We start from the raw sequence: 25,982 nt of genomic DNA on the forward strand, positions 1-25,982 counted from the left end.
GGTTCCTCCGGCTTTATGAACGGGCCTTCCAGGGCATTGCGAGACGCTCCAGCAGGAGCGTGGTCAGGTAGAAGACGAGCCCGAGGGCGCAGGCGCCGACCACGAACGCCCACGCTCGGGGATACGCGGTGAACGCGGCGGCGGAGGTGATCCGCGCCCCGAGCCCGTCCTGCAGGCCGCCGAAGTACTCGGCGACGACGGCGGCGATGACCGCGAGGGACGACGCCTGCCGTAGACCGGTGAAGACGTAGGGCAGCGCGCCGGGCAGGCGCACCAGACGCGCGAAGGTCCAGCCGCTCGCCGCGTAGCTGTCCATCAGTTCGCGGTGGGTCGGGTCGACCTCCCGCAGCCCCCGCAGCGTGTTGATGAAGACCGGGAAGAACGCGATGATCCCGGCCACGACCCGCCGCGGCAGGCTGCTCGTGGAGTCGAACATGTTGTTGAGGATCGGGGCGAGGGCGATGATCGGCAGCGCGTTGACGACCGCGGCGTAGGGCACCGCGATGTCGCTGAGCAGCTTCGACCGGCTGGACACGAGCGCGGCGAGGATCGCCACGACCGTGCCGCCGATGAGTCCGACGAGGGCGTTGGCGCCGCTGGCCAGGGCCGCGTCGACGACGTTGTCGCGCTGCTCGACCAGCTGCGCCCAGATCGCCGACGGCGCGGGCAGGATGAACGGCGCGATCCGCCCGGCCTTCACGACGAGTTCCCACAGGGCGATCGCGGCGACGCCGACCAGCACCGGGGGCAGGATCGACCGGACGTATCTCATGCCCGGAGCGCTTTCCGGACCGCGGTCACGTGTTCGAAGTAGGCCGGGGACTGCCTCGCCGCCTCGTCGCGGCCCGGCAGGTCGATGTCGATCGTCGCGGTGATCCGGCCGGGGCGGGCCGACATGACGACGACCTTGTCGGACAGGAACACCGCCTCGGAGATGGAATGCGTGACGAACACCGTGCTGGTGCCCGTCTTCGCGCAGATCTGCAGCAGCTCGCCCTGCAGCCGCTCCCTCGTCATCTCGTCGAGGGCGCCGAAGGGTTCATCCATCAGCAGCAGCGGCGGGTGTACGGCCAGGGCGCGGGCGATCGCGACCCGCTGCTGCATGCCCCCGGACAGTTGCGCCGGATAGTGCCCCGCGAAGTCGGACAGGCCGACCAGCTTGAGCATCTCCTCGGCCTTCTCCTTGCGGGCCGCGCGACCCATCTTGCGCAGTTCCAGGGGCAGCTCGACGTTGCGGCGCACCGTGCGCCACTCGAAGAGGCCCGCCTGCTGGAAGGCGATGCCGTACTCCTGGTCGCGGCGGGCCTGCGCGGCCGGTTTCCCGGCGACGGTGACGGCGCCCGCGGTAGGGTCGATGAGGTCGGCGATGAGCCGCAGCAGGGTGCTCTTGCCACACCCCGACGGCCCGATCAGCGACACGAACTGTCCACTGTCGACGGTCAGGTCCACATCGGACAGTGCGGTCACCTCGTCGGGGCGGCCCGCGTTGAACACCTTGCTGACACCGGCGATCGACACGGCGGTCATGCCACCACCTCCGCTGCGCTCCGGCGTCGGCCTGACCCAAGTCCTGCAATGCTGATTCGCAACCCTCCGCTGCGCTGCGGGCCGCTCATATCACGTTCACCTCGACCCGACGCCGATGACGCATGAGGGGAAGTTCGAGCAGGCTGACGACACCGGCGACGACGAGGCCGAGGACGGCGGCGCCAAGCATGGCGGTGTAGACCTTCGCGGGGTCAGAGGTGGCCTCCCTGGAGTATTCGATGACGAGCCGGCCGATCCCGCCGCGCGTGCCGGTGGAGATCTCGCCGACGACGGCGCCGACGACGGCGGCGGCGCCGGCCAGCCGCAGCGCCGGGAACAGGAACGGCAGCGCCGCGGGCAGCCGCAGCTTCGCGTAGGTGCGCCACCAGCCGGCCGCGTAGCTGCGCATCAGCTCGACGCCGCTGGCCGTCGGTGACTGCAGGCCGCGCAGGAGCCCGACGGCGACGGGGAAGAACGCGAGGTAGGCGGCGATGACGGCGACCGTCATCCAGTCCTGCCACGGGTAGGGTCCGAACGACAGCGCGCCGCTCCAGCCGGCGACGAGCGGGGCGAGCGCGACCAGTGGCACCGTCTGCGACAGCACCACGTAGGGCAACAGGCCCCGTTCGACGACCCGGAACCGCTGCATCAGCGTCGCCAGGACGAAGCCGATGGCCGTACCCACGACGAAGCCGACGGCGGTCACACCGAGGGTGAACAGGCACGCGTCGAGGACCACCTGCCACACGGGCCGGCCGCCGGTGAGCTCCGGCTTGCCGAGCCGCTGCGCCACGGTCCACAGGTGCGGCATCGACAGGTCATCGGCGCGCGGCAGGATCTTCACCCCGAGGACCGCGGTGCCCTCGGGGTTGCCGACCGCCTTGTACCCCTCCCACAACAGGGCGAAGGCGATCAGCCCCCCGAGGGCGCCGACGATTTTCTTCATCTGGTGACAGCCGGGATGATGTGCTCGCCGTACGCCTGCAACGTCGACTCCTTGGCGTCGTGCTGCAGGTACACGGCGAACTGGTCGACGCCGAGCTCCTTGAGCTCCGCGAGCCGCTTCAGGTGCTCCTCGACCGGGCCGAGGAGGCAGAACCGGTCGACGATCTCGTCGGGCACGAAGTCGGTGTGCGTGTTGCCGGCGCGGCCGTGCTCGGCGTAGTCGTAGCCCTTGCGGCCGGCGATGTAGTCGGTCAGGGCCGTCGGGACCGCCCCGGAGCTGCCGTAGCGTTCGACGATGTCGGCGATGTGGTTGCCGACCATCCCGCCGAACCAGCGGGTCTGCTCCCGCTGGTGCGCCATGGATTCGTTTGAGTCATCGCCGACGTACGCCGGTGCGGCCACGCAGAACTTGATCGCGGCCGGGTCGCGGCCCGCCTTCTCCGCCGCCTCCCACACCGCCTTGATCATCCAGGCGGCGATGTCGGGGTCGGCGAGCTGCAGGATGTAGCCGTCGCCGACCTCGCCGGTGAGCGCCAGGGCCTTCGGCCCGTAGGCGGCGACCCACACCTCGAGCCGGCTGTCGGGTGCCCACGCGAACTGCAGGTCCCGGTCGCGCAGGTGGACCTGCCGGCCGTTGCCGAGCTCCCGGATCACCTGCACGCACTCGCGCAGCTCCGCGAGGGTCGTCGGCCGGCTGCCGAGGACCCGCACGGCGGAGTCGCCGCGGCCGATGCCGCACACGGTGCGGTTGCCGTACATCTCGTTGAGGGTGGCGAACAGCGACGCCGTCACGGTCCAGTCGCGGGTGCCGGGGTTGGTCACCATCGGCCCGACGATCACCCGTTCGGTGTCGGCGAGGATCTTGCTGTAGATGACGAACGGCTCCTGCCACAGCACGTGCGAGTCGAACGTCCACACGTGGCTGAAACCGGCGGCCTCAGCCTGCTTCGCCAGCTCGACCGTCCGTGTTGCCGGCGGGTCGCACTGGAGCACCACCCCAACGTCCATCCGTCACCTCACCTTCGGGAATCCGAGGTCGACCTCCGAGGTGGCCGGGTCGGGCCAGCGGGAGGTGACGACCTTGCTGCGCGTGTAGAACTGGATCCCTTCGGGCCCGTACATGTGCAGGTCGCCGAAGAGCGAGGACTTCCAGCCGCCGAAGCTGTAGTAGGCGACCGGGACCGGGACCGGCACGTTGACGCCGACCATGCCGCAGACGACGTCGTACTGGAACTGCCGGGCGGCGCCGCCGTCGCGGGTGAAGATGGCGGTGCCGTTGCCGTACTCGTTGTCGTTGACGAGTTTCAGGGCTTCGTCGTAGCTGTCGACACGGACCACGGACAGGACCGGGCCGAAGATCTCGTCGGTGTACAGCGGCGAGTCGGTGCTGACCTTGTCGACCAGCGACGCGCCGAGGAAGAAGCCGGGGCCGCTGCTGACCGGGGCGTCCCGGCCGTCCACGACGACCTCCGCATCGCCTGCGTTCGCCAGGTATCCGGCGACCTTGTCGCGGTGCTCACGGCTGATCAGCGGGCCCATCTCCGCGGACGGGTCGCTGGCCGGGCCGACCGCGATCCGGCCGATCCGTTCGCTGATCGCCGCCACCAGGGGGTCGGCTGAGGCACCGACAGCGACGACGACCGAGATCGCCATGCAGCGCTCCCCCGCCGAGCCGTACCCGGCGGAGACCGCGGCGTCGGCGGCACTGTTGATATCCGCGTCGGGCAGCACCACCATGTGGTTCTTCGCGCCGCCGAGAGCCTGGATCCGCTTGCCGGCCTTCGTGCCGGCCTCGTAGACGAGCTTCGCGATCGGCGTGGAGCCGACGAAGCTCAACGCCTGCACGTCGGGGTGGCTCAGCAGGGTCTCCACCGCGACCCGGTCACCCTGCACGACGTTGAACACGCCGTCGGGCAGCCCTGCCTGGCGCAGCAGGTCCGCCAGGAGCAGCGAGACGGACGGGTCCTTCTCGCTCGGCTTGAGCACGAACGTGTTGCCGCAGACGAGCGCGTTGGCGAACATCCACATCGGCACCATCGCCGGGAAGTTGAACGGCGTGATCCCGGCGACGACCCCCAGGGGCTGGCGGATCGAATACACGTCGACACCGGTCGACGCCTGCTCGCTGTAGCCGCCCTTGAGCAGGTGCGGCGCGCCGGTGGCGAACTCGATGTTCTCCAGGCCGCGGGCCAGCTCGCCGCCCGCGTCGGCAACGGTCTTGCCGTGCTCCTGGCTGACGAGCGCCGCGATCTCCTTGCGGTTGGCGTCGACCAGCTCCCGGAACCGGAACATCACCTCGGCGCGGCGGGACAGCGACGCCGCCCGCCACGCCGGGAACGCCTTGAGGGCGCTGGCGACGGCCCGGTCGGTCTCTTCCTTGGTCGCGGCGACGACGTACGCCTGCTGCTCACCGGTCGCCGGGTCCCAGACCGGCAACTGGCGGCCGCTGGTGCCGGCAACCGCGGCACCGTCGAGCCAATGCTTGATCTCACGCATGGTGTTGCCCTCTGTTTCAGATCAGGTAGTCGGAGAGTCCGCGGCGGACGAACTGCCCATGCCCCTTGCTGCCGTGGTAGGCACCGTCGGAGACGATGACCCGGCCGCGGGACATGACGGTGTCGACCTTCCCGGCGATCTCGTAGCCTTCCCAGGCGGAGTGGTCCATGTTCATGTGGTGCGTCTCGACGCCGATGCGGGTGCGGGCCGCCGGGTCGTACAGCACGATGTCCGCGTCGGACCCGGGCGCGATGATGCCCTTGCGCGGGAACAGGCCGAACATGCGTGCCGGGGTGGTGGCGATCGTCTCGACCCAGCGGGCGAGGCTGAGCTTGCCGTCGACGACGCCTTGGTACAGCAGGTCGACGCGGTGCTCGACGCTGCCGATGCCGTTGGGGATCTTCGAGAAGTCCCCGATGCCGAGCTCCTTCTGGTCCTTGAAGCAGAAGGGGCAGTGGTCGGTGGACACGACCGACAGGTCGTTGCTGCGCAGGCCCTTCCACAGGTCGGCGCGGTGGGTCTCGTGCTTGCTGCGCAGCGGCGTCGAGCAGACCCACTTCGCACCCTCGAAGCCGGGCGCGCCCAGCTGGTCCTCGAGCGTCAGGTACAGGTACTGCGGGCAGGTCTCGGCGAACACGTTGCGGCCGAGGTCGCGGGCGGCGGCGACCTGCTCCAGGGCCTTGCTCGCCGACAAGTGCACGATGTAGAGCGGGCAGTCGGCCGCGACGCCGGCGAGCCAGATAGCGCGGCTGGTTGCCTCCGCCTCCAGGGCCTCGGGGCGGGTGAGGCCGTGGTGGATCGGGTCGGTCTCACCCCGCTCCAGGGCCTGCTTGACGAGCACGTCGATCGCCGGCCCGTTCTCCGCGTGCATCATGATCATGGCGCCGTTGTCGCGGGCCTTCTGCATGGCACGCAGGATCTGGCCGTCGTCGCTGTAGAAGACACCGGGGTACGCCATGAACAGCTTGAAGCTCGTGATCCCCTCGTCGGCCACCAGGGTGTCCATGGCCTTGAGCGACTCGTCGTCGACGCCGCCGAGGATCATGTGGAACGCGTAGTCGACGTGGCAGTTGCCGTCGGCCTTGCCGTGCCACGCGGCGAGCCCGTCCTGGACCACCTCACCGGTGCGTTGCACGGCGAAGTCGATGATGGTGGTCGTGCCGCCCCACGCGGCGGCGCGGGTGCCGGTGTCGAACGTGTCGCTGGCGAAGGTGCCGCCGAACGGCAGCTCCATGTGGGTGTGCGCGTCGACGCCGCCGGGGATGACGTACTTGCCGGTCGCGTCGATCGTCTCGAAGTCGCCCTCCTGCGGCCCCTGATCCGGCGCGAAGATCGCGGCGACCTGCTCCCCGACGACGAGCACGTCGGCGGGGATCGCCCCTGTGGGACCGACGACGGTCCCGCCCTTGATCAGGATCACGGCTTCACCAGGTCCCCGTAGGCGTCGGGACGGCGGTCCCGGTAGAACTGCCATCGGTCCCGCACCTCGGCGAGGAGGCCCAGGTCGAGGTCGCGGACGATCAGCTCCGGGTTGTGCGCGTCGCCGACCTCACCGACGAACTTGCCCTCCGGGTCGACGAAGTAGGAGGTGCCGTAGAAGTCGTTCTCGCCGAGGTCCTCGATGCCGGTGCGGTTGATCGCACCGATGAAGTACTCGTTGGCCACGGCACTGGCCGGCTGCTCCAGCTGCCACAGGTACGCCGACAGGCCACGGCTGGTCGCGGACGGGTTGAACACGATCTGCGCGCCGTTGAGGCCGAGCGCCCGCCAGCCTTCCGGGAAGTGCCGGTCGTAGCAGATGTAGACGCCGACCTTGCCCACCGCCGTGTCGAAGACGGGGTAGCCGAGGTTGCCGGGGCGGAAGTAGAACTTCTCCCAGAAGCCCTTGACCTGCGGGATGTGGTTCTTGCGGTACTTGCCGAGGTAGCTGCCGTCCGCGTCCACCACGGCGGCGGTGTTGTACAGGACGCCGGGCTGCTCCTGCTCGTACATCGGCAGCACCATCACCATGCCGAGCTCTGCGGCGAGCGCCTGGAACCGCTCCGTCGTCGGCCCGGGGATGGACTCGGCGTACTCGTAGTAGGCCTTGTCCTGCACCTGGCAGAAGTAGGGCCCGTAGAACAGCTCCTGGAAGCAGATCACCTTCGCACCCTGCGCCGCTGCCTGCCGCGCGTAGTCCTCATGGGCCTTGATCATCGATTCCTTGTCGCCCGTCCAGCCTGTCTGGACGATGGCGGCGCGGATGACATCTGCCATGGCTGCCCCTCTCTGGTCAGTCCACTGTGTCCTTCGGCGGCTTCCGCGGTTGACCTTGTATTGGGTCGGATGCCGTAGGACACTAACGACACAAATCTAGGCGGACAATGGTCCAAGCGTTACAGAATGTTTCGGAGATGTAATTTGCTCGCGCTCATCGCCGGGGCGGTCGACGACCGCAGCGCCCGCGGAATCGCCGCCGCCGTCAGCCGCCTGGTGACCGCCGGGACGCTGCCGGCGGGCTCCCGCCTGCCGACCGTGCGGGACGTCGCGCGCGAGCTCGGGATCAGCCCGACCACCGTCTCCGAGGCGTGGCGCAGCCTGGCCCGCGCCGGCGCGATCCAGACCCGGGGCCGCTCCGGCACGTTCGTCGCCACCCCGTCGCTGCCCCGGCAGCGCCTGCGATACGCGCAGCTCGGCGGGCGCGTCGGCGAGCTGGGTGCGGGCCTCGTGCGGGACTACTCCACCGGCGTGCCCGACTACGACCTGCTGCCGTCACTCACGGACGCGCTGCGCCGCATCGGCGACGCCCGGCTCACCACCAGCTACCTCGACGGCGCGGTCCTGCCGTCGCTGGAGGCGGTGCTGCGGGACCGCTGGCCGTTCCCGCCTGCGCAGCTGACCGTGGTCGACGGCGCCATGGACGCGCTCGACAGGATCACCGGCACCGTGGTCCGCTTCGGCGACCACGTCCTGGTCGAGAACCCCGCGTTCCCGCCGATGCTGGACCTGCTCGAAGCCGTCGGCGCCACGGTCGTCGGGGTCGCCATCGACGAGCACGGGATGCGCCCCGAGGACCTCGCCACGGCCCTCAAGAGCTACGAGCCCGTCGCCGTGTACCTGCAGCCCCGCGCCCACAACCCGACCGGCGCGAGCATGACCCAGGCCCGCGCCGACAAGCTCGCCCGCGTCCTGGCCAAGCACCCGGCCGTGACCGTCATCGAGGACGACCACGCCGGCGGGATCGCGACCGCGCCTCCCGTCAGCCTCGGCCGGCGGCTGCCGGACCGGACCGTGCACGTGCTGAGCTTCTCCAAGAGCCACGGCCCCGACCTGCGCCTCGCCGCCATCGGCGGCCCCGCCGACGTGGTCACCGCCGTCACCGACCGCCGCCTCCTCGGCCCCGGCTGGTCCAGCCGCCTGCTGCAGGCCGTCCTCGTCGAGCTGCTCACCGATCCGTCCACAGTGGACCAGATAGCGCACGCCCGCGACGAGTACGCCCGCCGTCGCACCGCCCTGCTGGACGCCCTCGACGCCCGGGGCGTGACCGCCACCGCCGCCGACGGGATCAACCTGTGGATGGCCGTCGCCAACCAGCAGGTGGCGATGCTGACCCTCGCGGCGCACGGGATCGCGGTCGCGCCCGGCGCGCCGTTCGAGGTCAGCCACCTCGACAGCGACCACGTGCGGGTCACGGCCGGCCTGGTCCGCGACGGCTACGACGAGCTCGCCGACGTGCTGGCCGAGGCCGCGGGCGCGACGGTCCGCGGCAGCGGACCCCGCACCGCCAACCACCCCCGCGGCTGGCGCTGAAAACTGCTCTACTTGCGCCCATGCTGAGCCTGCCCGAGCCGGGTGCGCCGTTCCACCGCCTTGCCCGCACCGCCGCGCACCGCTGGTGGCGTCCGGTCCTCGGCACGCTCGCCCTGGCCGCCGCCTACCTCCTCATGGAGCGGCTGGGGAGCGTGCTGAGCTTCGAGGAGCCCGGCAACACCTGGGTGTACCGGATGGCGGCGGGGCTGCTCTGGGCGGCGGCGCTGCTGGCCGTCCTCTCCATCCAGGCCCGGCCGGCCGGCACGCTCGCGTCGGTGCTCGGCCGCCCCCGCTGGCGCTGGCTCGGCAGCTGCCTGCTGGAGGCGGCGACGACGGCATTCGTCCTGTCCATCGGGTACGGCGTCGTCGCCTTCGCGACCGGCGTGGACTACGGCTCGTCGATCGGCACCCGCCAGGTGGTGCTCACCTTCCTGGCCTTCATCGCGCCGACCGTGCTGGTGGCGGTCGCCGCGGAGCTCGTCTTCCGGGGCTGGCTGCTGCAGGCCATGGCCGCGTTCGGCGGCGGGCCGTGGCCGGCGAACGCGGTCCAGGCGGTCCTCTACGCCGCCGTGTTCTGCACCTTCGGGCCCTGGTCCTTCACGGAGGGCCTCGTGCTCAGCGCGGTGCTGGGCTGGCTGGCGGTGCGCACGGGCGGCCTGGAGGCGGGCGTCGCCCTGGTGGTGTTCCTGGATCTGCGCACCAGCTTTGACGAGGCGAGCTTCGGGTTGCTCACCTCCGACGAACCCTGGATCGACGCGCAATGGCAGTTCGTCGCGCTGGACCTGGTCATGATCCTGGTGTACGCCTCGATCGTCGCCGACCTCGCGCGCCGCCGCGGCCTCAGCACCGTCGCACCGGGGCCGTCCCAGGCGGCGGTGCCGGCACCTGTCTAACCCGCCACGGCGCGGACCTGCTCGGCGATCGCCAGTTCCTCGTCCGTGGGCACCACGCACACCGTCACGCGGGCACCGTCGGGGGAGATGACCGGCGCGTGCGCCGCGTTGCGGTCGGCGTCCACCGTGATGCCCCACATGTCCAGGCCGTCGAGGGCGGCGGCGCGGACCGGGGCGGCGTGCTCCCCCACTCCCGCCGTGAACACGATCGCGTCGAGCCGGCCGAGCACCGCGTGATACGCCCCGACGTACTTCTTGAGACGGTGGCAGTACACGTCGAAGGCAAGGGCCGCGTCGGGGTCGCCGGCTTCGCGCCGCGCGAGCACCGTGCGCATGTCGTTGGCGCCGGCGAGGCCGAGCAGGCCGCCGTGGCGCTGCAGTTGCTCCTCGGCGGCCGCACCGGAGAGGCCGGCGGCGCGGTGCAGGTAGCTCAGGACGGCCGGGTCGACGTCGCCGGAGCGGGTGCCCATGACGAGGCCTTCGAGCGGGGTGAGGCCCATCGACGTCTCGACGCTGCGGCCGCCCCGGACCGCGGTCGCGCTGGCGCCGTTGCCGAGGTGCAGCACGATCAGGTTGAGCTCGGCGAGGGGACGGCCGAGCAGGTCTGCGGTGCGGCGGGAGACGATGTCGCAGGAGGTGCCGTGGAAGCCGTACCGGCGGATCCCGTGCCGTGCGGCAAGGTCGCGGTCCAGGGCGTAGGTGCGGGCCGGCGGCGGCAGGGTCGCGTGGAAGGCGGTGTCGAACACGGCCACGTGGGGCACGCCGGGCAGCGCCGCGCGGGCGGCCTCGATGCCGGCGATGCCGCCCGGGTTGTGCAGCGGCGCGAGCGGGGTCAGCTCCCTCAGCACGGCGAGCATCGCGTCGTCCACGGCGGCCGGCGCGGTGAACGTGGCACCGCCGTGCACGACGCGGTGCCCGACGGCGGTGATGCCGGCGGCGTCCAGGCCGCCGAGGATCTGCGCCAGGGCCGCGCCGTGGTCGGGCACGCCGCCCGGCTCGCCGATCCGCTCGACCGAGCCGCGGTCGCCGGCTGCGGCGTCGGTGAGGTCGACGACCCGGAACTTCACCGACGACGAGCCGCTGTTGAGCACGAGGATCATGACAGGCAGACTACTGCTGTGGCACGCATCGTGTACCTGGTCGAACACGGATCCGGCTCCGGGAAGTCCGCCGTCGCGCTCGGTCTCGCCGAGCTGTTGTCGCGGAAGGTGCCGAGGATCGGGGTGTTCCGGCCGTTCGTCGACGGTGCGACCCCGGACCCGACGTTGTCGTTGCTGCGCTCGCGGTACCACATCCGCAACGAGCATCACGAGCTCTTCGGGGTGACGTCGGCGGAGGCGGCCGCGATGCTGTCGGCCGGTGACGCCGAAGGGCTCGTCGGGCGGATCGTGGAGCGGTTCCGACCGATCGCCCGCGACCATGACGCCGTGGTGGTGATCGGCAGCGATCTCGACGACGAGCAGTCCCCGACGCTCGCGCTCAACGCCCGGCTCGCCAACGAGTTCGGCGCCGTCGTGGTCGCCGTCGTCAACGGCGCCGGCCTGGACGCCGAGACCGTCGCCTCGGTGGCGCGGCAGGCGTACCACGCTCTCGTCGAGCTCGACACGACCGTCGCCGCGGTGGTGGTCAACAAGTCCTCGGTCCCGCCGCCGAAACTGCCGGTGCCCTGCTACGCCATCCCGAACGTGGCGACGGTCGCGGCGCCGACGGTCGCGGAGGTCGCCGCGTCGCTGGGCGCGAGCGTGCTCAGCGCCGGGCCGGCCTCGCTCGAACGGGACGTGCTCGACTACGTCGTCGGTGCGGCGCAGGTGCCCGCGCTCCTGTCGCACCTGACGGACAACTGCCTGCTCATCACCCCGGGCGACCGGGCGGACCTGCTCGTGGCGGCGGCCGCGGCCCACGCCTCCGGCACGATGCCGCTGGCCGGGATCGTGCTGACGCTGGGGATCGCCCCGGACCCGGCGGCGCTGGCGTTGTTCGAGCGGCTGAACACGGGTCTCGCGGTGTTGTCGGTACCGACGGCGAGCTACGACACGATCGCGGCCTCGACGCGGATGGAGCACCGGCTGGGGCCGGACAACCCGCGGAAGGTGGCGGCGGCGCTCGGGGCGTTCGAGTCGCACGTGGACACCTCGGCCCTCGCCGCCGCGCTGGAGCTGACGGCGTCGACGCGGGTCACGCCGCTGATGTTCGAGTACGACCTGATCGACCGTGCCCGCGCGGCCCGGCGGCACCTGGTGCTGCCGGAGGGGACGGAGGAGCGGATCCTGCGGGCGGCGGACATCCTGCTGCGGCGGGGTGTGGCAGCGTTGACGCTACTGGGGGATCCTGCGGTGATCGCCGCGAAGGCGCGGGACCTGGGTCTGGACATTTCGGATGCTTCGGTCATCGATCCGGCGACTTCGCCGCTACTGGAGCGCTTTGCGCCGATTTACGCGGAATTACGCGCACATAAGGGTGTAACGCTGGACCTGGCGCGGGATGTGGTCCGCGACGTCTCCTACTTCGGCACGATGATGGTCCACCTGGGCCTCGCCGACGGCATGGTCTCCGGCGCCACGCACACCACGGCGGCCACGATCCGGCCCGCGTTCGAGATCATCAAGACGGTGCCGGGTCTTGGCGTCGCCTCCAGTGTCTTCTTCATGCTCCTGCCCGACCGTGTCCTGGTGTACGGCGACTGCGCCGTCAACCCGGACCCCGACGCGGAGCAGCTCGCCGACATCGCGTCGTCCTCCGCGACGACGGCTGCGCAGTTCGGCATCGAGCCACGCGTGGCGATGCTGTCGTACTCGACCGGGACGTCCGGCGCCGGCGCCGACGTGACCAAGGTGGCCTCGGCGACCGCGCTGGTGCGTTCCCGCCGCCCCGACCTGCCGGTGGAGGGCCCGATCCAGTACGACGCCGCCGTCGACCCCTCGGTGGCGGCCACCAAGCTGCCGGGCAGCACCGTCGCCGGTCAGGCCACCGTCTTCGTGTTCCCGGACCTGAACACGGGCAACAACACGTACAAGGCGGTGCAGCGCTCCGCGGGCGCGGTCGCCGTCGGCCCCGTCATGCAGGGCCTGCGCAAACCCGTCAACGACCTGTCCCGCGGCGCGACCGTGAAGGACATCGTCAACACCGTGGCCATCACGGCCATCCAGGCACAAGGTTTTTTGTCAGACCCCTCGGGCACGATGGAGGCATGACGGCGAAACTCACCGCAGTGGTCCTCGATTCCCCAGACCCGCAGTCCCTCGCCCGGTTCTATTCCGAGCTGCTCGACCTGCCGGTCACCCGCGTCGACGGCGACTGGGTCGACATCGGCGACGGCACCACGAAGCTCAGCTTCCAGCACGCCCCGGAATTCCGGGCGCCGCTGTGGCCCGACCCCAACTTCCCGCAGCAGATCCACCTCGACATCCAGGTCGACGACATCGACGCCGCCGAGGCCAAGGTGCTGCGGATGGGCGCGACCCTGCTGTCCACGAAGGAGGCAGGCTTCCGTGTCTACAGCGACCCGTCGGGCCACCCGTTCTGCCTGTGCTTCGACTGAGCCGGCCTTCGTCAGGGGTTCGTGAGCGGCTTGGCCGGGCAGCCGTGCTGCTGCTGCCACTTCTCGACCTCGGCGACCGGCGACTTCTCGGTGCCGGCCTTCCACGCGTCCAGGTAGGACCACGGCCAGATCACGCCGCGCCGGGTCCACCAGTCGCCGGTCTTCTGGCACGCCGGCCCGATCCCGAAGTGGATGTGGCAGGCTCCGGCGTCGCCGGTCCTGCCCACCTTCGCCACGGGCTGCCCCGCCTTGACCGCGGTGCCCGCCTCGACGCCCTGGTCGATCGTGGAGAAGTGCGACATGTAGTAGCGCACCCCGTCCCCGCCGAGGATCGACACGGACAGCCCGCCGCGCGTCGCCCCGTCGTTGACCTTCGCCGTCCAGGTGTCGGTCCGCGTGACCTCGAGCACCGTGCCGTCGACGGGCGACACCGCCGTCAGCCCGCACGCCGCGATGATGTCGCTGGCCGGGTAGTCGTGGTGGGTCCGCGCGTAGGAGGCCTTGCCCTGCACCGGGAACGCGTGCTTGACCTTCTGCCCGACGGCCGCACCACCGCTGACCGCCGCGCTGGCCCCGCCCGCCGCACTGGCACTGCCTGACGGCGGGAGCCCCGACGCGCCTTCGGCGACCTGCCGCCCGGGCGACTCGGAGGCGCCGGTGCTGGTCGACGTGCTGGTCGGGTCAGGGTCGCCGCCACAGCCGGCGACGCCGAGCGCCACCAGCACGACGACACCGGCAAGCCTGGTGCGCAGCGCAAACATCGCCCGCCACCCTACGCCCCCACAACAACCCCCCGCACCACAGCCATGCCTTCGGCGCACACCGCCGCCCCGCCGCACCCATCCAGACCGGCCACGAACTGCCCTGGACGATCGCCATCCCCACCTCCCAGCCCCCACTTCCCGGCCCCACCACACCCACCCCCGACTACGTCGCGCCCCAACCCGCCGCCGGCCACACCACCGCCCGACACCACTCCCCAGCTCCGCCGCCAACCAGCCACACCACCAGCACCACGCCCCGACTCCAGCACCTCGCCCTACTCCACCGCCGCCCGGCCACACCGCAACCTGGCCACGCCACCGCCCAGCCACCACGTCCCGGCACCACCGCGCCCGCCTCCCGCCACCACCTCCCGACTTGTCGCGCCCCGGCACACACCGCGCCGCCCAGCACCACGTCCCGGCCCATCGCCGCCCCGGCCACGCCACCGCCCCGGCCACCACGTCCCGGCACCACCGCGCCCACCTCCCCGCCACCACGCCCCACCACCTCCCGACTTGTCGCGCCCCGGCACACACCGCGCCGCCCAGCACCACGTCCCGGCCCATCGCCGCCCCGGCCACGCCACCGCCCCGGCCACCACGTCCCGGCACCACCGCGCCCACCTCCCCGCCACCACGCCCCACCACCTCCCGACTTGTCGCGCCCCGGCACACACCGCGCCGCCCAGCGCCACGTCCGGGCGCCACGTCCAGCGCAACGTCCCAGCCCCATTGCCGCCCCGGCCACACCACCGCCCGGCCACGCCGCCGCCCAGCCACGGCGTCCTGGTGCCACCGCGCTCGCCCTTCCCTTCCGACTTCGCCGCGGCCCGGCACACGTCGCCGCGCGGCGCGCACCGCTGCTCAGCGGACAGCGGCCGACGTCGCGTGCGTCCAGTGGGTTTGATCTTGCTGCCATGATCGAAGGACGGCCGCGGTCGCCCCGACGAACCGGACGCGCCTTCGATCACCGGTGAGTTCCGCCCCGTATACAGGACCAGCGGGCAAAAGGTTCTATTCGGACATGGCAAAGGGTGCGGTGCGGCGAAGATTGCGGTCCCGTGGGTGGTGCTTCTCGGTCCGGCGTCGGCTCCGGCCGCTTTCCAGCGCGTGGGGTCAGTACCGGGCGGCGTACGTCGTCGGGGGTTCGCCGAACATGGCGGCGAAGTCCCTGCTCAGGTGGGCCTGGTCGACATAACCGAGGTCGGCGGCGAGGCCGGCCCAGTCGACCGGTGCGCCGGGCGCGGCGGCGAGGGTGTCGGTCACGTCCTGCAGGCGGAAGCGGCGCAGCAGCCACTTCGGGCTCACCCCGACGTGGTCGGCGAAGAGGCGTTGGAGGCGGCGTACGCCCACGCCGCACAGCGCGGCCAGGTCGTCCACGCGGCGCAGGTCGGGGGTGGTGGACGCGCGGCGGACCCAGGACGCGACCTCGTCGCCGGTCGGGTCGGGTGGCAGGTGGTCGGCCAGGAAGGCGTCGACGGCGGCCATGCCGGTGGTGGGCAGGTCGGGGCCGAAGATCGTGGTGGCGGGCACGGTGCGGTCAGTCAGGGAGCTGACGGGGGCGTCCAGGAAGCGGCGGAACGTGCCGGGCACGAACGCGACCCCGAGGACGCCGCCGGCGCCGGACAGGACGCGGTGGAAGTGGCGGCGGTGCACGCCGCGCAGCAGGGGCTCGCCGTCGCTGGGGAAGGTCAGGTGGACGCCCGGGGTCGGTGGGAGCAGTTGCCGGTACGGCGGCTGCCCGCGCAGGTCCCAGCTCGCCCACCAGTAGCGGCCGACGACCCCGGTGAGGGCAGGGCTCGGCGGGGCGGAGCCGTGCTGCTGGAACGCCGCCCACGCCCCGGACAGCTCCCTCGGGTCGCGCACGAGTGCACAGCGTAGCCGTCGCGTTTGTCCAAGACCTGCCGCGGCGCGGGCCCTACCGTCGGGGTGATGGACGGACATCTGCTCATCGGGATCGCCACTCCGGTGACGTTGAAGATCGTGGACGGCATCGACTCGCTCGACGCACCGACACCGTGCACGGGGTGGGACGTGCGCGCGCTGGTGAACCACCTGCTGCACTGGGGCCCGGTCCTCGCCGCGGCGGCGCGCAAGGAGGCGCTCGCGCCGGGGCCGGCGGTCGACCGCACCGGAGGCGACTGGCGGGCGCTGCTGCGGGCGCAGATCGACGCCACCGCCGGCGCGTGGAGCGACCCGGCGGCGTGGGAAGGCACGACCCGGATGGGCGGACCGATGGAGCTGCCCGCGGACCTGATCGGTGGCATGGTGCTCGGCGAGCTGGTCCTGCACGGCTGGGACCTGGCTCGCGCCTCACGGGTCGACCCGCACTGGGACGACACGCTTGTGCTGCGGGTGTACGACGAGATCGCCCGCTGCGCCGTCATGGGCCGCGAGATGGGTGTGTACGCCGCCGAGGTCCCCGTGCTGGCATCCGCGCCGACGCTGGCCAGGGCCCTCGGTCTCAGCGGCCGCGACCCGGCCTGGACCCCCTGACCCGGACCCGGGTCACCCGGCCTGGCCTCCTGAACCGGACCGATCACCGGGTGTGCAGGCCTACTCGCCGGCGGGGGACGCCGCCGGGGAGGCGCTCGGGGAGGCAGTGACCGACGCCGACGGAGACGTCGACGGCGATGCCGAGCCCGACGGCGACGCGGAGGGCGACGCGGACGGGGAGGCCGACGCCGACGCGCTGGCCGATGGCGACGTCGACGGGCGGGTGGAGGTCGGGCGGGTCGTCGGCGGGCGCGTGGCCGGCTGGGTGTGCGGCGGGGCGGTCGTCGCCGCCGGGGCGCCGGGGCCCGGGTCGTCGTGACGGCCGGGACGGGGCTGGCGGCGGCCGTCGCGGTCTGCAGCGAACCGCTCGACGGGGGCGCCCCTCCGCCTGTGGCTGGCCGAGGGCGGCGACGGCGGCGAGGGACACGATCCCCGCGACGACCGAGCCGACGGCGGCGCGGATCGCCCAGCGGCGGCCGCTGCTCGGCGCCGGGGTGACGGGGCGCGGCGGTGGGGCGGTCCGGGCGGAGCGCAGGTCGACGAGGGTCACGTCGTTGAGCGCCGCCGCGCCGGAGCGGGAGTGCGCGCCGCGGGACTGCGCCCCGAACGGCAGCTTCGCCAGCACGACGCGCGTGTGCGCGGCGGAGCGGGCGCCGAGCTGCGCGGCGGGCCGGATCCACGGCCTGGGCCCACCGGGCTGAGCAGCATGACCGGAAGCAGCCCCACCGGAAGCAGCGCCACCAGATGCAGCGCCACCAGATGCAGCGCCACCGGAAGCAGCGCCACCGGAAGCGGCCCCTCCCGCAAAAACAGCACCACCGGCAGCGGCACCACCCGCAGCAGCACCGTCGACGGCATCGCGGCGCAGGCGCACCGGCGGGAACGCCCGTGCCAGCACCGACGGGCGGCGGGAGGAGAACGGCCGGCCGGCGGACAGCCTGACCGCGGCCAGGCGGCTGGCGGTGATCCGGGCCGCGGACTGGCGGGCCGGGATCTGTCCCGCCGGCGCGGCAAGGTCCTGGGTGACGGCGGACAGCGTGTACCAGGCGGGCAGGTCGACCCGGGTGCCGGCGATGCGGGCGAAGGCGAGCGCCGCCTCGTCGCTGCCGGGGCGCAGGACCGGGTCCGGGTCCAGGCACCGCGCGATGAGGGTGGCCAGGGCGGACGGCGCGACGAGGTCGAGCTGCGCGGAGGTGGGTGTCGTGAGGGCTGCGTGCAGGAGGGCGCCCAGGGCGTACACGTCGAGGCTGACGTCGTGCGGGTCGTCTCCGCGGCGGTCGGTGAAGCCGAACACCTTCGCGCCGACGTCGGTGAGGGCGACCTTCGCGGTGGTGAGCGCGCCGTGGGTGACCCACTGGCCGTGGGCGTGGGCGAGGGCGGCGCCGACCTCCGCGCCGACCTGGGCGGCCTCGTCGGGGGTGAGGGGGCCGTGGCGGAGGCGGTCGGCGACGGTGCCGCCGTCGACGAACTCCATCACCACGTACGGCACGTCGCCGCGGGAGGGCAGCTCGACCGTGCCGACGTCGTAGACGGCGGCGACGTTGGCGTGGGTGAGCCGGGCGGCGGCGCGGCCCTCGGCGAGGAACGAATCGGCGAGCTCGGCACGGTCGTCGCGCAGCAGACGGATGGCCACCTGGCGGCGCAGGAGCTCGTCGTGGCCCTGCCAGACCTCGCTGGTGGTGCCCGCACCGATCAGCCGCTCGAGCCGATACCGGCGTTGCAGCATCATCGCGACCCGAGGTTCCTTACTGCTCGCCCAGTGGTCCGCTCCAAGTATGCCGACCTCAGGACCTCAGACGCGCCGATGAGACCAGAACGTTGTCAGACACGCCGAAGCGTGACATCTAGGGCCTGCGGCGGCGGGTCCTGGCGGTCGGTGGGGCGTCGGTGAGCTCCTCGACCACGGTGCAGGCGTCGGCGAGGGGGTCGTGCTCGTCGACGCGGGTGGCGGCCTTGCGCAGCAGGTCGCGGAAGAGCTCGCGCTCGGGCTCGGCGAGGGCGCTCAGGACGCGGGTCTCGACGTGGGCGAGCTTGCCCTGCAGCTCGCACATCGTGGCGCGGCCGGCGTCGGTGGCCACGACGCGCCGGGCGCGGCGGTCGGCGGGGTCCGGGCGGCGCTCGATGAGGCCCGCCTGCTCCAGATCGTCCAGGAGGTAGGTCATGACGGTGCGGTCGACGCCGAGCTTGTTTGCCAGGGCGAGCTGGGTGCCCTCGGCGCCGGAGGCGGCGGCGGCGAGGACCTGGTAGCCACGGGGGCCGCCGGGGACGCCGGCGATCACGTTGCCGGCCCCTTTGGCATAGGCGCGCAGGATAACGCCCAGTGCCCAGCCGAGGTCCGACTGAAGCTCGTCGCGAACCTCCGGCACCTGCGTCATGCCGCAATGATAAGCGGCTCACTCACTCTTGCGGGAAGATGTTCTGCTGTGCAGACTATCTACACAACAGCCGAACTCTGTGGGGGTACCACACCATGCACCTGTTCCGTCTCGATGCCAGCATCCGTATTGCAGGATCGGTGAGCCGCGCCCTCGCGGACACCGCCGAGCAGGCGTGGCTCGCCGAGCACCACGACGGCGTCGTGACCCGGCGCGACCTCGGGGTCCAGCCGCTGCCGGCGGACGCCTGGGGCGCCCTCGCCCGCGCCGCCGTCGACCCGACCGCACCGCCCGCCGACGAGGCCCGTGCGCTCGTCGACCGCCTCGGCGCCGAACTGCTCGACGCGGACGCGTTCCTGTTCGCCGTGCCGCTGTACAACTGGAACCTCCCGGCACAGGTCAAGTCCTGGATCGACCTCGTCGTGATGCACCCCAGGCTGGGGCTGCACGGTGACCGGCCGCTGGAAGGCAAGCCCGCGGTCCTGACGCTGAGCCGGGGCGGCGGCTACGGGCCCGGCACCCCGAAGGAGGGCTGGGACCACGTCACGCCGTACCTGCGCAGGATCCTGGGCGAGGTCTTCGGCCTGGACCTGCACATCGCCGAGGCGGAGCTGACGCTCGCGGACGTGACGCCGGCGATGGCGCCGCTGCGCGGGCTGGCCGCCGAGTCACTGAAGGCCGGGCACGAGAAGGCGGCCGCGCACGGGGTGCGGGTCGCGGAGCTGGTCAGGGTCTGACGACCCTCACATGGGGGGCAGGCTGCCCGTGACCTCGATGGCGGTGGCGATCAGCGACTGCAGGCGCGCGGTGAGGGCGAGCAGCAACTGGTGGGCGGCCGGGCCGGAGTGCGCGGCCGCCTCCCGCAGCGTGTCGAGGTCGACCTGGAGCTGGGTCAGCTGGCCCGGCAGGTCGCCCTTGCCGGGGACGAGGGCCTCCGCCATGTCGGCGAGGCTGACCCCGTTGGCCTCCAGGGCCCTGATCGCCGCGATGCGGTCGACGCAGTCCGCGCTGTAGAGCCGGAAGTTGCCGGCGGTACGCTCAGCAGGCTCGATGAGGCCGAGCCCGGTGTAGAAGTCGACCGTGCGGGTGGACACTCCAGCGAGGTTCGCGAGCTCCCCGATCCGCAGCAGTCTGGACACCAGCCAACCCTACAGTGTTGCGTGTTAGTCTCCGCGGATGGTCTTCAAGAGCCTGCGACGCGCACTCGGTGTGGGTGGTCCGAGCGTCGACACCGTGCTGGACAGCCCCGACGTTCAGCCGGGTGGGTATGTGTCGGGTCAGGTCCGTTTCGCCGGTGGTGAGCACGAGGTCGAGGTCGAGCGGATCGTCGTGGCGCTGCAGACCCGCGTCGAGGTCGAAGGCAGCGACAGCGAGTATGACGCGACCGTGGAGTTCCAGCGGCAGCAGCTGACCGGCGGCTTCCGGCTCGGGCCCGGGCAGCAGCACGCGGTGCCGTTCCAGCTGCCGGTGCCGTGGGAGACCCCGATCACGCACATGTACGGGCAGCGCCTGCCCGGCATGACTATGGGCGTGCGCACCGAGCTCGAGGTCGCCAGGGCGCTCGACAAGGGCGACCTGGACGCGATCAACGTGCACCCGCTGCCGGTGCAGGGCGCCATCCTCGACGCGTTCGTGCAGCTCGGCTTCCGGTTCAAGGCCGCCGACCTGGAGCGCGGGCACATCCACGGCGTGCACCAGACGCTGCCGTTCTACCAGGAGATCGAGTTCTACGCCGCGCACCAGTACGCGGGACGCATCAACGAGGTCGAGGTGACCTTCGTGACCGACCCGCACGGCACGCAGGTGATCATCGAGTTCGACAAGCGCGGTGGATTCATCAGCGAGGGACACGACACGATCAGCCGGTTCCAGGTCGGTCATGCGCAGGCCGCGGGCGTGCACTGGCCCACGCAGGTCGACGGCTGGGTCCGCCAGGCGACGGAACGACGGGGCTGGCATTTCTGAAAGCAAGCCCCCGCCCGGTACCGTTAGCGGCACATCAAAGTTGACCGTCGGACACGGGAGGCCCGGGCATGCGAGAGCTCGTCGTCGTTGGTGTGCGGGCTCAGACCTGGCAGAGCCGTCCGATGGTGCTGCTCAAGGACGAGCAGACCGGCCGCCACCTGCAGTTCGCGGTCGAAGGCGGACCGCGGGACCTGGTCGAGCCGGTCAGCGCTGAGCTGTTCCAGCGAGCGCTGACCGCACTGCGCGCCCCGCTGCGCGCGATCGAGGTCGTCGCCGCGCATGGGCCGTTCCAGCTCGTCCTCGGCGACGGCATCCGGGTCCCGGCCGCGCCGCTGGAGGCGATCGCCCTCGCCCGCCACTGGCGGGTGCCGATCGTGACCAGCGAGGAGCTGCTCGCCCAGGCGTCCGTCGCCGCCCCCGAGGGCGCGACGCAGCCCCTCGACCTGACCGCGCACATGGAGAAGCTGCCGTCCGGCCGGGCGACGCTGCTGATCCGCAAGGGTGCCGAAGCCGGCGCCGAGTTTGCGCTCGACGGCGAGATCTGCCGCTGCGGGCGCGACTCCGCCAACCAGATCGTCCTGGACGACAACACGGTGTCGCGCAAGCACGTCGAGTTCCACCGCAACCCGAGCGGCTTCGGCTATTCGACGCTGGACCTGGGCAGCCTCAACGGCACCTATGTCAACGGCGAGCGGGTCAAGAGCGCCACGCTGAAGGACGGCGACGAGGTCCAGGTCGGCAAGTTCACGCTGTCCTACCAGATGCGCTGAGGCACCGCCCCCGCCCGCCCTACCAGGCGGACGGGTTGTAGTCCTTCAGGAAGCAGCCGTAGAGGTCCTCGCCCTGCTCGCCGCGCACGATCGGGTCGTAGACCCGGGCCGCGCCGTCGGTGAGGTCCAGCGGGGCGTGGAAGCCCTCCTCGTGCAGGCGCATCTTCGTCGGGTGCGGGCGCTCGTCGGTGATCCAGCCGGTGTCGACGGCGGTCATCAGGATGCCCTCGGTGAGCATCTCCTCGGCGCTGGTGCGGGTCAGCATGTTCAGCGCGGCCTTCGCCATGTTCGTGTGCGGGTGGCCGGGCCCCTTGTACCTGCGGCTGAACTGGCCCTCCATCGCCGAGACGTTGACCACGTACTTGCGGCGGGCCGGCGCCGCCGCGAGCGCCGGGCGCAGCCTGCTGACCAGGATGAACGGCGCGGTCACGTTGCACAGCTGGACCTCGAGCAGTTCCAGCGGGTCGACCTCGTGCACCCGCTGGGTCCAGCTGTTGATCGACGCGAGGTCCGGCACCAGGCCGCCGGCGTCGATGGCGGTGAGGGCCGCGATCCGCTCCGGGGTGGCGGAGCCGGTGGTCAGCGCGAGCGCGGCGAGGGCGTGCGGCGGGATGAGCGCGGCGGGGCCCACCTCCAGCGTCAGCTCGGCGTGCGGGTCCGCCTTGTGGAAGGTCAGCATCTCCGGCACCGGCCCGTCCAGCTCGACCGGGACCGACTCGGCGGCGACCAGGTGCGAGTAGGAGCCGGCCGCCCGCTTCACCGTCTGCGCGGCGTTGTTGATGAGGATGTCGAGGGTGCCCTGCGCGGCGACGTCGTCGGCGAGGGCGACGACCTGGGCCGGGTCGCGCAGGTCGATGCCGATGATCCGCAGCCGGTGCAGCCAGTCGGCGCTGTCGGGCATCGCGGCGAAGCGGCGCACGGCGTCGTTGGGGAACCGGGTGGTGATCGTCGTGTGGGCACCGTCGCGCAGCAGCCGCAACGCGATGTACATGCCGATCTTCGCCCGCCCGCCGGTGAGCAGCGCCCGCCGGCCGGTCAGGTCGGTGCGGGCGTCGCGGCGCTGCCGGTTGAGCCGGGCGCAGGACGGGCAGAGCTGGTGGTAGAACGCGTCGACGTCGACGTAGCGGTCCTTGCACGTGTAGCAGGACCTGGCGCGCTGCAGGCGGCCCGCGGTCGCGCCGATCGTGGGCGACACCAGTGCGAGGCCCTGCGTCTCGTCGTCGATGCGGCCGGGTGCCCCGGTCGCGGTGGCCGCGGTGACGGTGCGGTCGGCCTCGGTGATGGCGGCCCGCCGGTCGCTGCGCCGTTGCCGCTTGACGCTCTTGTACAGGTGTGACGTCGCCCTGCGCACACGCTGCACGTCGGGGTGGTCGGGCGGCAGGTCCTGCAGCTCGTCGAAGACGGCGAGGCAGATCGCGAGGCGCTCCGGGTCGACGCCGGGCCCGAACGGCACCCCGTCGCTGTCCAGCCCGTCCCCGCCGTCGCCGAAGCCGGCGTCGAGGTCTGCGCCGTGGTCGGGGCCGGTCGCGGCACCGTCCGGACCGGCGGCGTCGGAGGCCCTGGCGTCGGCGAACGCGCCCGTCAGGGCATCGACCGCGGCGCCCTGCGGATCGCCGGAGGAGGACCGGCCGGCCCGGGGAGCAGGGGCGGAGACGAGGGTGGGGTCGTGCGGAGTCACCCCGGAACTGTACGCGAAACGCCGAACGGGTCCGGGTGGCGCCATTGCCGCCCCGGACCCGCCGCTGCCGCGACGTCCACCGTCCCCCGTTGTTCTGCCGGTGGCCGCCGCGCTGCTTTCGACACTATCCAGTAAACCCGATTTTCCGGTTATTTCGGACAAATCAGTTCATCGCCGCCCGAACGTGTTTGGCGATCGGGATCAGCAGCGGCGCGGCGAGCATGATGACCAGCGGGGAGAGCAGGAAACCGATCCGCGGCCCGGTGGTCACGTCGAGGATCGCGCCGTCCACGGCCGCGCCGGTGGCCGCGCCGACCGAGAACGCCGTCGCCACCCACGCGAACGCCTCCGCCGCCGTCCCTGCCGGGGCGATCCGGTCGACCGTGACGAACGTCGCGGCCAGGAACGGCGGCAGGAACAGCCCCGAGACCATCGCCAGGAGCAGCAGCAGCACCGGCGAGGACGGGGTGAGCAGCAGCGGCGCGAACCCCAGGCCGAGGCACAGCGCGAGCAGCGGCAGCCGGCGCCCGTCGACCTTCACCCGGGTGTTGATCAGACCGCCGGTGAGCGCGCCGGTCGCCTGGGCCGCCAGGATCCAGCTCGACCAGCTCCGGCTGCCGGCCGACTCCGCGTAGTCGATCACCGCGACGGGAAGGCTGCCCACCCCCGTACCCACGAGAACGACCGCGACCAGGAGCAGCCTGAGCCGCCCCGAGCGCAGGGCACCGGCCCAGTGCCGCTCGGCGTGCTCGCCGCGCCAGCCCCGCACGACCGGGGTGGTGACGAACCACACGGTCCCGAGCAGCTGCAACCCTGCCGTCACCCACAGGCCCGCGACGGGACCGCCGATCGCGACCGAGGCGCCGGCGACGAGCGGGCCGAAGATGAAGATGAGCTCCTGCACCGCGATGTCCAGGGTGTACGCCGTGGGCACCTGCTCCTCGTCGAGCAGCGTGCGCCACAGCACCCGCAGCCCCGCCTCGAACGGCGGCGCGCCCAGCCCGGCCAGCAGGGCGGCCAGCAGCACCCCGGAGGCGAGCAGCAGGAACCCGGCGGTGGACACGGCCGCGCCGGCGAGCATCACCGGCGGCTGCCGCAGCCGGTCCGCGACGCGGGCGAGGACCGGCCCGCCGACCGCGACCCCGGCCGTGTACACCCCGACGAGCGCCCCGGCCGCGCCGATCGACAGCGTCTCCCGGGCGAACAGCAGCAGCGCGACCGGCGCCGCACCGAGCGGCAGGCGACCGAGGGTGCTGGCCGCGAGGACCCTGGCGACCTGCGCGGTCCGCAGCACGACGGTGAGCATGCCCGCGATCATGCGCTGCGGGCGTGAGTCGCGTCGACACGGGTATCGCGGTGTGACGCTCATGACTGGAGGCGAAGATGGCACCGCACATCGTGGTGGTCGGCGGCGGGTTCGCGGGGTTCCGCGCGGCCCGGCGGTTGTCCCGGATGTCCCGCGGCAACGCGCGGATCACGCTGCTCAACCCGACGGACTACTTCCTGTACCTGCCGCTGCTGCCGGAGGTGGCGGCCGGCGTCCTGGAACCGCGCCGGGTGACGATCTCGCTGCCGGCGTCGCTGCCCGGGGTCCGGGTCCTGCTCGGCGAGGCGGAGCGGGTCGACCCGCAGCGGGCCGAGGTGCGCTACCACGACCCGGACGGGCAGGTCCGGCGGCTCGGCTACGACCGGCTCGTCCTGGCCGCGGGCAGCGTCAACAAGCTCCTGCCGATCCCCGGGCTCGCCGAGTACGCGCACGGCTTCCGCGGCGTGCCGGAGGCGCTGTACCTGCGCGACCACCTGATCCGGCAGGTCGAACAGGCCGCGGTGGCCGACGACCCGGCGGAGCGCGCGGCCCGGCTGACGTTCGTCGTGGTCGGCGCCGGCTACACGGGCACGGAGGTCGCCGCGCACTGCCAGCTGGCCGTGCGTGACCTGCTGCGCCACCAGCCCGCGCTCGCCGGCGAGCAGGTCCGCTGGCTGCTGCTGGACACCGCGCCACGGGTGCTGCCGGAGCTGTCGCCGCGGCTGTCGCGCACCGCGGACCGGGTGCTGCGCGAACGCGGCATCGAGGTGCTCACCGGCTGCTCCGTGGCCGAGGCCCTCGCCGACCGGGTCCGCCTCACCGACGGCCGGGTCCTGCCGACGCGGACCCTCATCTGGTGCGTCGGTGTGCGGCCCGACCCCCTCGTGGAGGCCCTGGGGCTGCACACCCGGCAGGGCCGGCTCGTCGTCGACGAGTACCTGACGGTGCCCGGATACCCGGACGTGTTCGCGTGCGGCGACGCCGCCGCCGTGCCCGATCTGACCCGGCCCGGCATGCTGACCCCGATGACGGCGCAGCACGCCGTGCGGCAGGGCGAGCTCGCCGCGCACAACGTCGCCGCGTCGTTCGGCATCGGGCGGCGCCGGCGGTACAAGCACAGGGACCTGGGGTTCCTGGTCGACCTCGGCGGCACCGACGCCGCCGCGAACCCGCTGCGGGTGCCGCTGTCCGGGCTGCCGGCGAAGGCCGTCACCCGGGCCTACCATCTGTTCTCGCTGCCCGGCAACCGCCGCAGGGTCGTCGCCGACTGGGTCCTGGACGCCGTGGCGGGGCGGCCCGCGGTCGAGCTCGGCCTGGTCCGCGGCGCGCACGTGCCCCTCGATACGGCCACCCCGGAACGCGCCTCTCTTAACGCCCCCATAAATACGCGTTAGGCGGGATTTGCAAATCACAGAAGGGCTCGTTAAGCGCCCTTCCGAT

24 protein-coding genes are annotated in these 25,982 nt (G+C 72.3%); 9 read left to right on the plus strand and 15 right to left on the minus strand.

The annotated features are described in order from the left end of the window. Positions 1-13 precede the first annotated feature (13 nt). From OHA72_RS59980 to OHA72_RS60010, 7 genes are all read right to left on the minus strand, one after another. Positions 14-772 carry an ABC transporter permease gene (locus OHA72_RS59980; RefSeq protein WP_327004997.1) on the minus strand — a complete coding sequence of 253 codons (759 nt, stop codon included), beginning with the start codon at positions 770-772 and terminating at the stop codon, positions 14-16. Then, on the minus strand, positions 769-1,527 hold the full coding sequence (locus tag OHA72_RS59985; protein ID WP_327004998.1) for an ABC transporter ATP-binding protein: 759 nt from the start codon (positions 1,525-1,527) through the stop codon (positions 769-771). Before OHA72_RS59985 ends, OHA72_RS59980 begins: the two co-directional genes overlap by 4 nt. An 85-nt stretch (positions 1,528-1,612) precedes the next feature. Continuing rightward, complete coding sequence (locus OHA72_RS59990; protein ID WP_327004999.1) at positions 1,613-2,473, minus strand: ABC transporter permease; 861 nt, start codon at positions 2,471-2,473, stop codon at positions 1,613-1,615. Continuing rightward, positions 2,470-3,480: a TIGR03842 family LLM class F420-dependent oxidoreductase gene (locus tag OHA72_RS59995; RefSeq protein ID WP_327005000.1), complete on the minus strand. Its 1,011-nt coding sequence runs from the start codon at positions 3,478-3,480 to the stop codon at positions 2,470-2,472. The genes OHA72_RS59990 and OHA72_RS59995 overlap by 4 nt, the downstream gene beginning before the upstream one ends. Before the next feature lie 3 nt (positions 3,481-3,483). Beyond that, the gene (locus OHA72_RS60000) at positions 3,484-4,968 is read right to left on the minus strand and encodes a CoA-acylating methylmalonate-semialdehyde dehydrogenase (protein WP_327005001.1); all 1,485 of its coding nucleotides are present in this window, start codon (positions 4,966-4,968) and stop codon (positions 3,484-3,486) included. Between the two features lie 16 nt (positions 4,969-4,984). Beyond that, positions 4,985-6,388: a dihydropyrimidinase gene (gene hydA / locus OHA72_RS60005; RefSeq protein ID WP_327005002.1), complete on the minus strand. Its 1,404-nt coding sequence runs from the start codon at positions 6,386-6,388 to the stop codon at positions 4,985-4,987. Continuing rightward, positions 6,385-7,224: a nitrilase-related carbon-nitrogen hydrolase gene (locus OHA72_RS60010; RefSeq protein ID WP_327005003.1), complete on the minus strand. Its 840-nt coding sequence runs from the start codon at positions 7,222-7,224 to the stop codon at positions 6,385-6,387. Before OHA72_RS60010 ends, hydA begins: the two co-directional genes overlap by 4 nt. 144 nt (positions 7,225-7,368) lie before the next feature. Between OHA72_RS60010 and OHA72_RS60015 the strand changes: the two genes are divergently transcribed. Both OHA72_RS60015 and OHA72_RS60020 read left to right on the plus strand, forming a co-directional pair. After that, positions 7,369-8,757 (plus strand): aminotransferase-like domain-containing protein, encoded by a 1,389-nt coding sequence (locus OHA72_RS60015; protein ID WP_327005004.1) that lies wholly within the window; start codon positions 7,369-7,371, stop codon positions 8,755-8,757. 20 nt (positions 8,758-8,777) lie between these two features. Beyond that, positions 8,778-9,650, plus strand: coding sequence for a CPBP family intramembrane glutamic endopeptidase (locus OHA72_RS60020; protein ID WP_327005005.1), 873 nt, complete (start codon positions 8,778-8,780; stop codon positions 9,648-9,650). On the opposite strand, the gene OHA72_RS60025 is transcribed toward OHA72_RS60020, so the two are convergent. Then, complete coding sequence (locus OHA72_RS60025) at positions 9,647-10,750, minus strand: acetate/propionate family kinase (protein WP_327005006.1); 1,104 nt, start codon at positions 10,748-10,750, stop codon at positions 9,647-9,649. The genes OHA72_RS60020 and OHA72_RS60025 overlap by 4 nt on opposite strands. A gap of 18 nt (positions 10,751-10,768) precedes the next feature. Here OHA72_RS60025 and pta point away from each other — a divergent pair, with 18 nt between their 5' ends. Together pta and OHA72_RS60035 are read left to right on the plus strand one after the other, a co-directional pair. Beyond that, positions 10,769-12,841, plus strand: coding sequence for a phosphate acetyltransferase (pta, locus tag OHA72_RS60030; RefSeq protein WP_327005007.1), 2,073 nt, complete (start codon positions 10,769-10,771; stop codon positions 12,839-12,841). After that, positions 12,838-13,188 (plus strand): VOC family protein, encoded by a 351-nt coding sequence (locus OHA72_RS60035; protein ID WP_327005008.1) that lies wholly within the window; start codon positions 12,838-12,840, stop codon positions 13,186-13,188. Before pta ends, OHA72_RS60035 begins: the two co-directional genes overlap by 4 nt. An 11-nt stretch (positions 13,189-13,199) precedes the next feature. On the opposite strand, the gene OHA72_RS60040 is transcribed toward OHA72_RS60035, so the two are convergent. Continuing rightward, a complete protein-coding gene (locus OHA72_RS60040; protein ID WP_327005009.1) occupies positions 13,200-13,949 on the minus strand; it encodes a M23 family metallopeptidase in 750 nt (249 codons plus the stop codon). 1,119 nt (positions 13,950-15,068) lie between these two features. After that, positions 15,069-15,818, minus strand: a complete 750-nt coding sequence (locus OHA72_RS60045) for an AraC family transcriptional regulator (RefSeq protein ID WP_327005010.1) — start codon at positions 15,816-15,818, stop codon at positions 15,069-15,071. Between the two features lie 66 nt (positions 15,819-15,884). Here OHA72_RS60045 and OHA72_RS60050 point away from each other — a divergent pair, with 66 nt between their 5' ends. Continuing rightward, positions 15,885-16,448: a TIGR03086 family metal-binding protein gene (locus tag OHA72_RS60050; RefSeq protein WP_327005011.1), complete on the plus strand. Its 564-nt coding sequence runs from the start codon at positions 15,885-15,887 to the stop codon at positions 16,446-16,448. 43 nt (positions 16,449-16,491) lie between these two features. Here the strand turns inward: OHA72_RS60050 and OHA72_RS60055 are convergent, their stop codons facing one another. Together OHA72_RS60055 and OHA72_RS60060 are read right to left on the minus strand one after the other, a co-directional pair. After that, positions 16,492-18,177: a protein kinase domain-containing protein gene (locus OHA72_RS60055; RefSeq protein WP_327005012.1), complete on the minus strand. Its 1,686-nt coding sequence runs from the start codon at positions 18,175-18,177 to the stop codon at positions 16,492-16,494. Positions 18,178-18,292: 115 nt separating this feature from the next. Beyond that, on the minus strand, positions 18,293-18,823 hold the full coding sequence (locus OHA72_RS60060) for a MarR family winged helix-turn-helix transcriptional regulator (protein ID WP_327005013.1): 531 nt from the start codon (positions 18,821-18,823) through the stop codon (positions 18,293-18,295). 140 nt (positions 18,824-18,963) lie between these two features. Between OHA72_RS60060 and OHA72_RS60065 the strand changes: the two genes are divergently transcribed. Further along, complete coding sequence (locus OHA72_RS60065) at positions 18,964-19,560, plus strand: FMN-dependent NADH-azoreductase (RefSeq protein WP_327005014.1); 597 nt, start codon at positions 18,964-18,966, stop codon at positions 19,558-19,560. A 6-nt stretch (positions 19,561-19,566) separates the two neighbouring features. On the opposite strand, the gene OHA72_RS60070 is transcribed toward OHA72_RS60065, so the two are convergent. After that, a complete protein-coding gene (locus OHA72_RS60070) occupies positions 19,567-19,962 on the minus strand; it encodes a MerR family transcriptional regulator (RefSeq protein WP_327005015.1) in 396 nt (131 codons plus the stop codon). A gap of 37 nt (positions 19,963-19,999) precedes the next feature. Between OHA72_RS60070 and OHA72_RS60075 the strand changes: the two genes are divergently transcribed. Next, entirely contained in the window at positions 20,000-20,788 is a 789-nt protein-coding gene (locus tag OHA72_RS60075) for a sporulation protein (protein WP_327005016.1), read from the plus strand. A 68-nt stretch (positions 20,789-20,856) separates the two neighbouring features. Beyond that, positions 20,857-21,558 (plus strand): bifunctional nuclease domain-containing protein, encoded by a 702-nt coding sequence (locus OHA72_RS60080; RefSeq protein WP_327005017.1) that lies wholly within the window; start codon positions 20,857-20,859, stop codon positions 21,556-21,558. Between the two features lie 19 nt (positions 21,559-21,577). On the opposite strand, the gene OHA72_RS60085 is transcribed toward OHA72_RS60080, so the two are convergent. Further along, positions 21,578-23,011, minus strand: coding sequence for an SDR family NAD(P)-dependent oxidoreductase (locus tag OHA72_RS60085; protein WP_327011894.1), 1,434 nt, complete (start codon positions 23,009-23,011; stop codon positions 21,578-21,580). Between the two features lie 388 nt (positions 23,012-23,399). Beyond that, a complete protein-coding gene (locus OHA72_RS60090; RefSeq protein WP_327005018.1) occupies positions 23,400-24,542 on the minus strand; it encodes an MFS transporter in 1,143 nt (380 codons plus the stop codon). Positions 24,543-24,619: 77 nt separating this feature from the next. Here OHA72_RS60090 and OHA72_RS60095 point away from each other — a divergent pair, with 77 nt between their 5' ends. After that, entirely contained in the window at positions 24,620-25,936 is a 1,317-nt protein-coding gene (locus OHA72_RS60095; protein ID WP_327005019.1) for an NAD(P)/FAD-dependent oxidoreductase, read from the plus strand. Positions 25,937-25,982 lie beyond the last annotated feature (46 nt).

Origin of the sequence: Dactylosporangium sp. NBC_01737 (genome assembly GCF_035963215.1) — a bacterium.
Classification (GTDB): domain Bacteria; phylum Actinomycetota; class Actinomycetes; order Mycobacteriales; family Micromonosporaceae; genus Dactylosporangium.

Bases quoted from the DNA above. Each gene is read 5' to 3' on its own strand.
- OHA72_RS60035 (WP_327005008.1), top strand. From the start codon at position 12,838: ATGACGGCGAAACTCACCGCAGTGGTCCTCGATTCCCCAGACCCGCAG.
- OHA72_RS59995 (WP_327005000.1), bottom strand. From the start codon at position 3,480: ATGGACGTTGGGGTGGTGCTCCAGTGCGACCCGCCGGCAACACGGACG.
- OHA72_RS59990 (WP_327004999.1), bottom strand. From the start codon at position 2,473: ATGAAGAAAATCGTCGGCGCCCTCGGGGGGCTGATCGCCTTCGCCCTG.
- OHA72_RS60050 (WP_327005011.1), top strand. From the start codon at position 15,885: ATGGACGGACATCTGCTCATCGGGATCGCCACTCCGGTGACGTTGAAG.
- OHA72_RS60080 (WP_327005017.1), top strand. From the start codon at position 20,857: ATGCGAGAGCTCGTCGTCGTTGGTGTGCGGGCTCAGACCTGGCAGAGC.
- OHA72_RS60055 (WP_327005012.1), bottom strand. From the start codon at position 18,177: ATGATGCTGCAACGCCGGTATCGGCTCGAGCGGCTGATCGGTGCGGGC.
- OHA72_RS60060 (WP_327005013.1), bottom strand. From the start codon at position 18,823: ATGACGCAGGTGCCGGAGGTTCGCGACGAGCTTCAGTCGGACCTCGGC.
- OHA72_RS60095 (WP_327005019.1), top strand. From the start codon at position 24,620: ATGGCACCGCACATCGTGGTGGTCGGCGGCGGGTTCGCGGGGTTCCGC.
- OHA72_RS59980 (WP_327004997.1), bottom strand. From the start codon at position 772: ATGAGATACGTCCGGTCGATCCTGCCCCCGGTGCTGGTCGGCGTCGCC.
- OHA72_RS60025 (WP_327005006.1), bottom strand. From the start codon at position 10,750: ATGATCCTCGTGCTCAACAGCGGCTCGTCGTCGGTGAAGTTCCGGGTC.
- OHA72_RS60090 (WP_327005018.1), bottom strand. From the start codon at position 24,542: ATGCTCACCGTCGTGCTGCGGACCGCGCAGGTCGCCAGGGTCCTCGCG.
- OHA72_RS60010 (WP_327005003.1), bottom strand. From the start codon at position 7,224: ATGGCAGATGTCATCCGCGCCGCCATCGTCCAGACAGGCTGGACGGGC.
- OHA72_RS59985 (WP_327004998.1), bottom strand. From the start codon at position 1,527: ATGACCGCCGTGTCGATCGCCGGTGTCAGCAAGGTGTTCAACGCGGGC.
- OHA72_RS60040 (WP_327005009.1), bottom strand. From the start codon at position 13,949: ATGTTTGCGCTGCGCACCAGGCTTGCCGGTGTCGTCGTGCTGGTGGCG.
- OHA72_RS60000 (WP_327005001.1), bottom strand. From the start codon at position 4,968: ATGCGTGAGATCAAGCATTGGCTCGACGGTGCCGCGGTTGCCGGCACC.
- OHA72_RS60075 (WP_327005016.1), top strand. From the start codon at position 20,000: ATGGTCTTCAAGAGCCTGCGACGCGCACTCGGTGTGGGTGGTCCGAGC.
- OHA72_RS60020 (WP_327005005.1), top strand. From the start codon at position 8,778: ATGCTGAGCCTGCCCGAGCCGGGTGCGCCGTTCCACCGCCTTGCCCGC.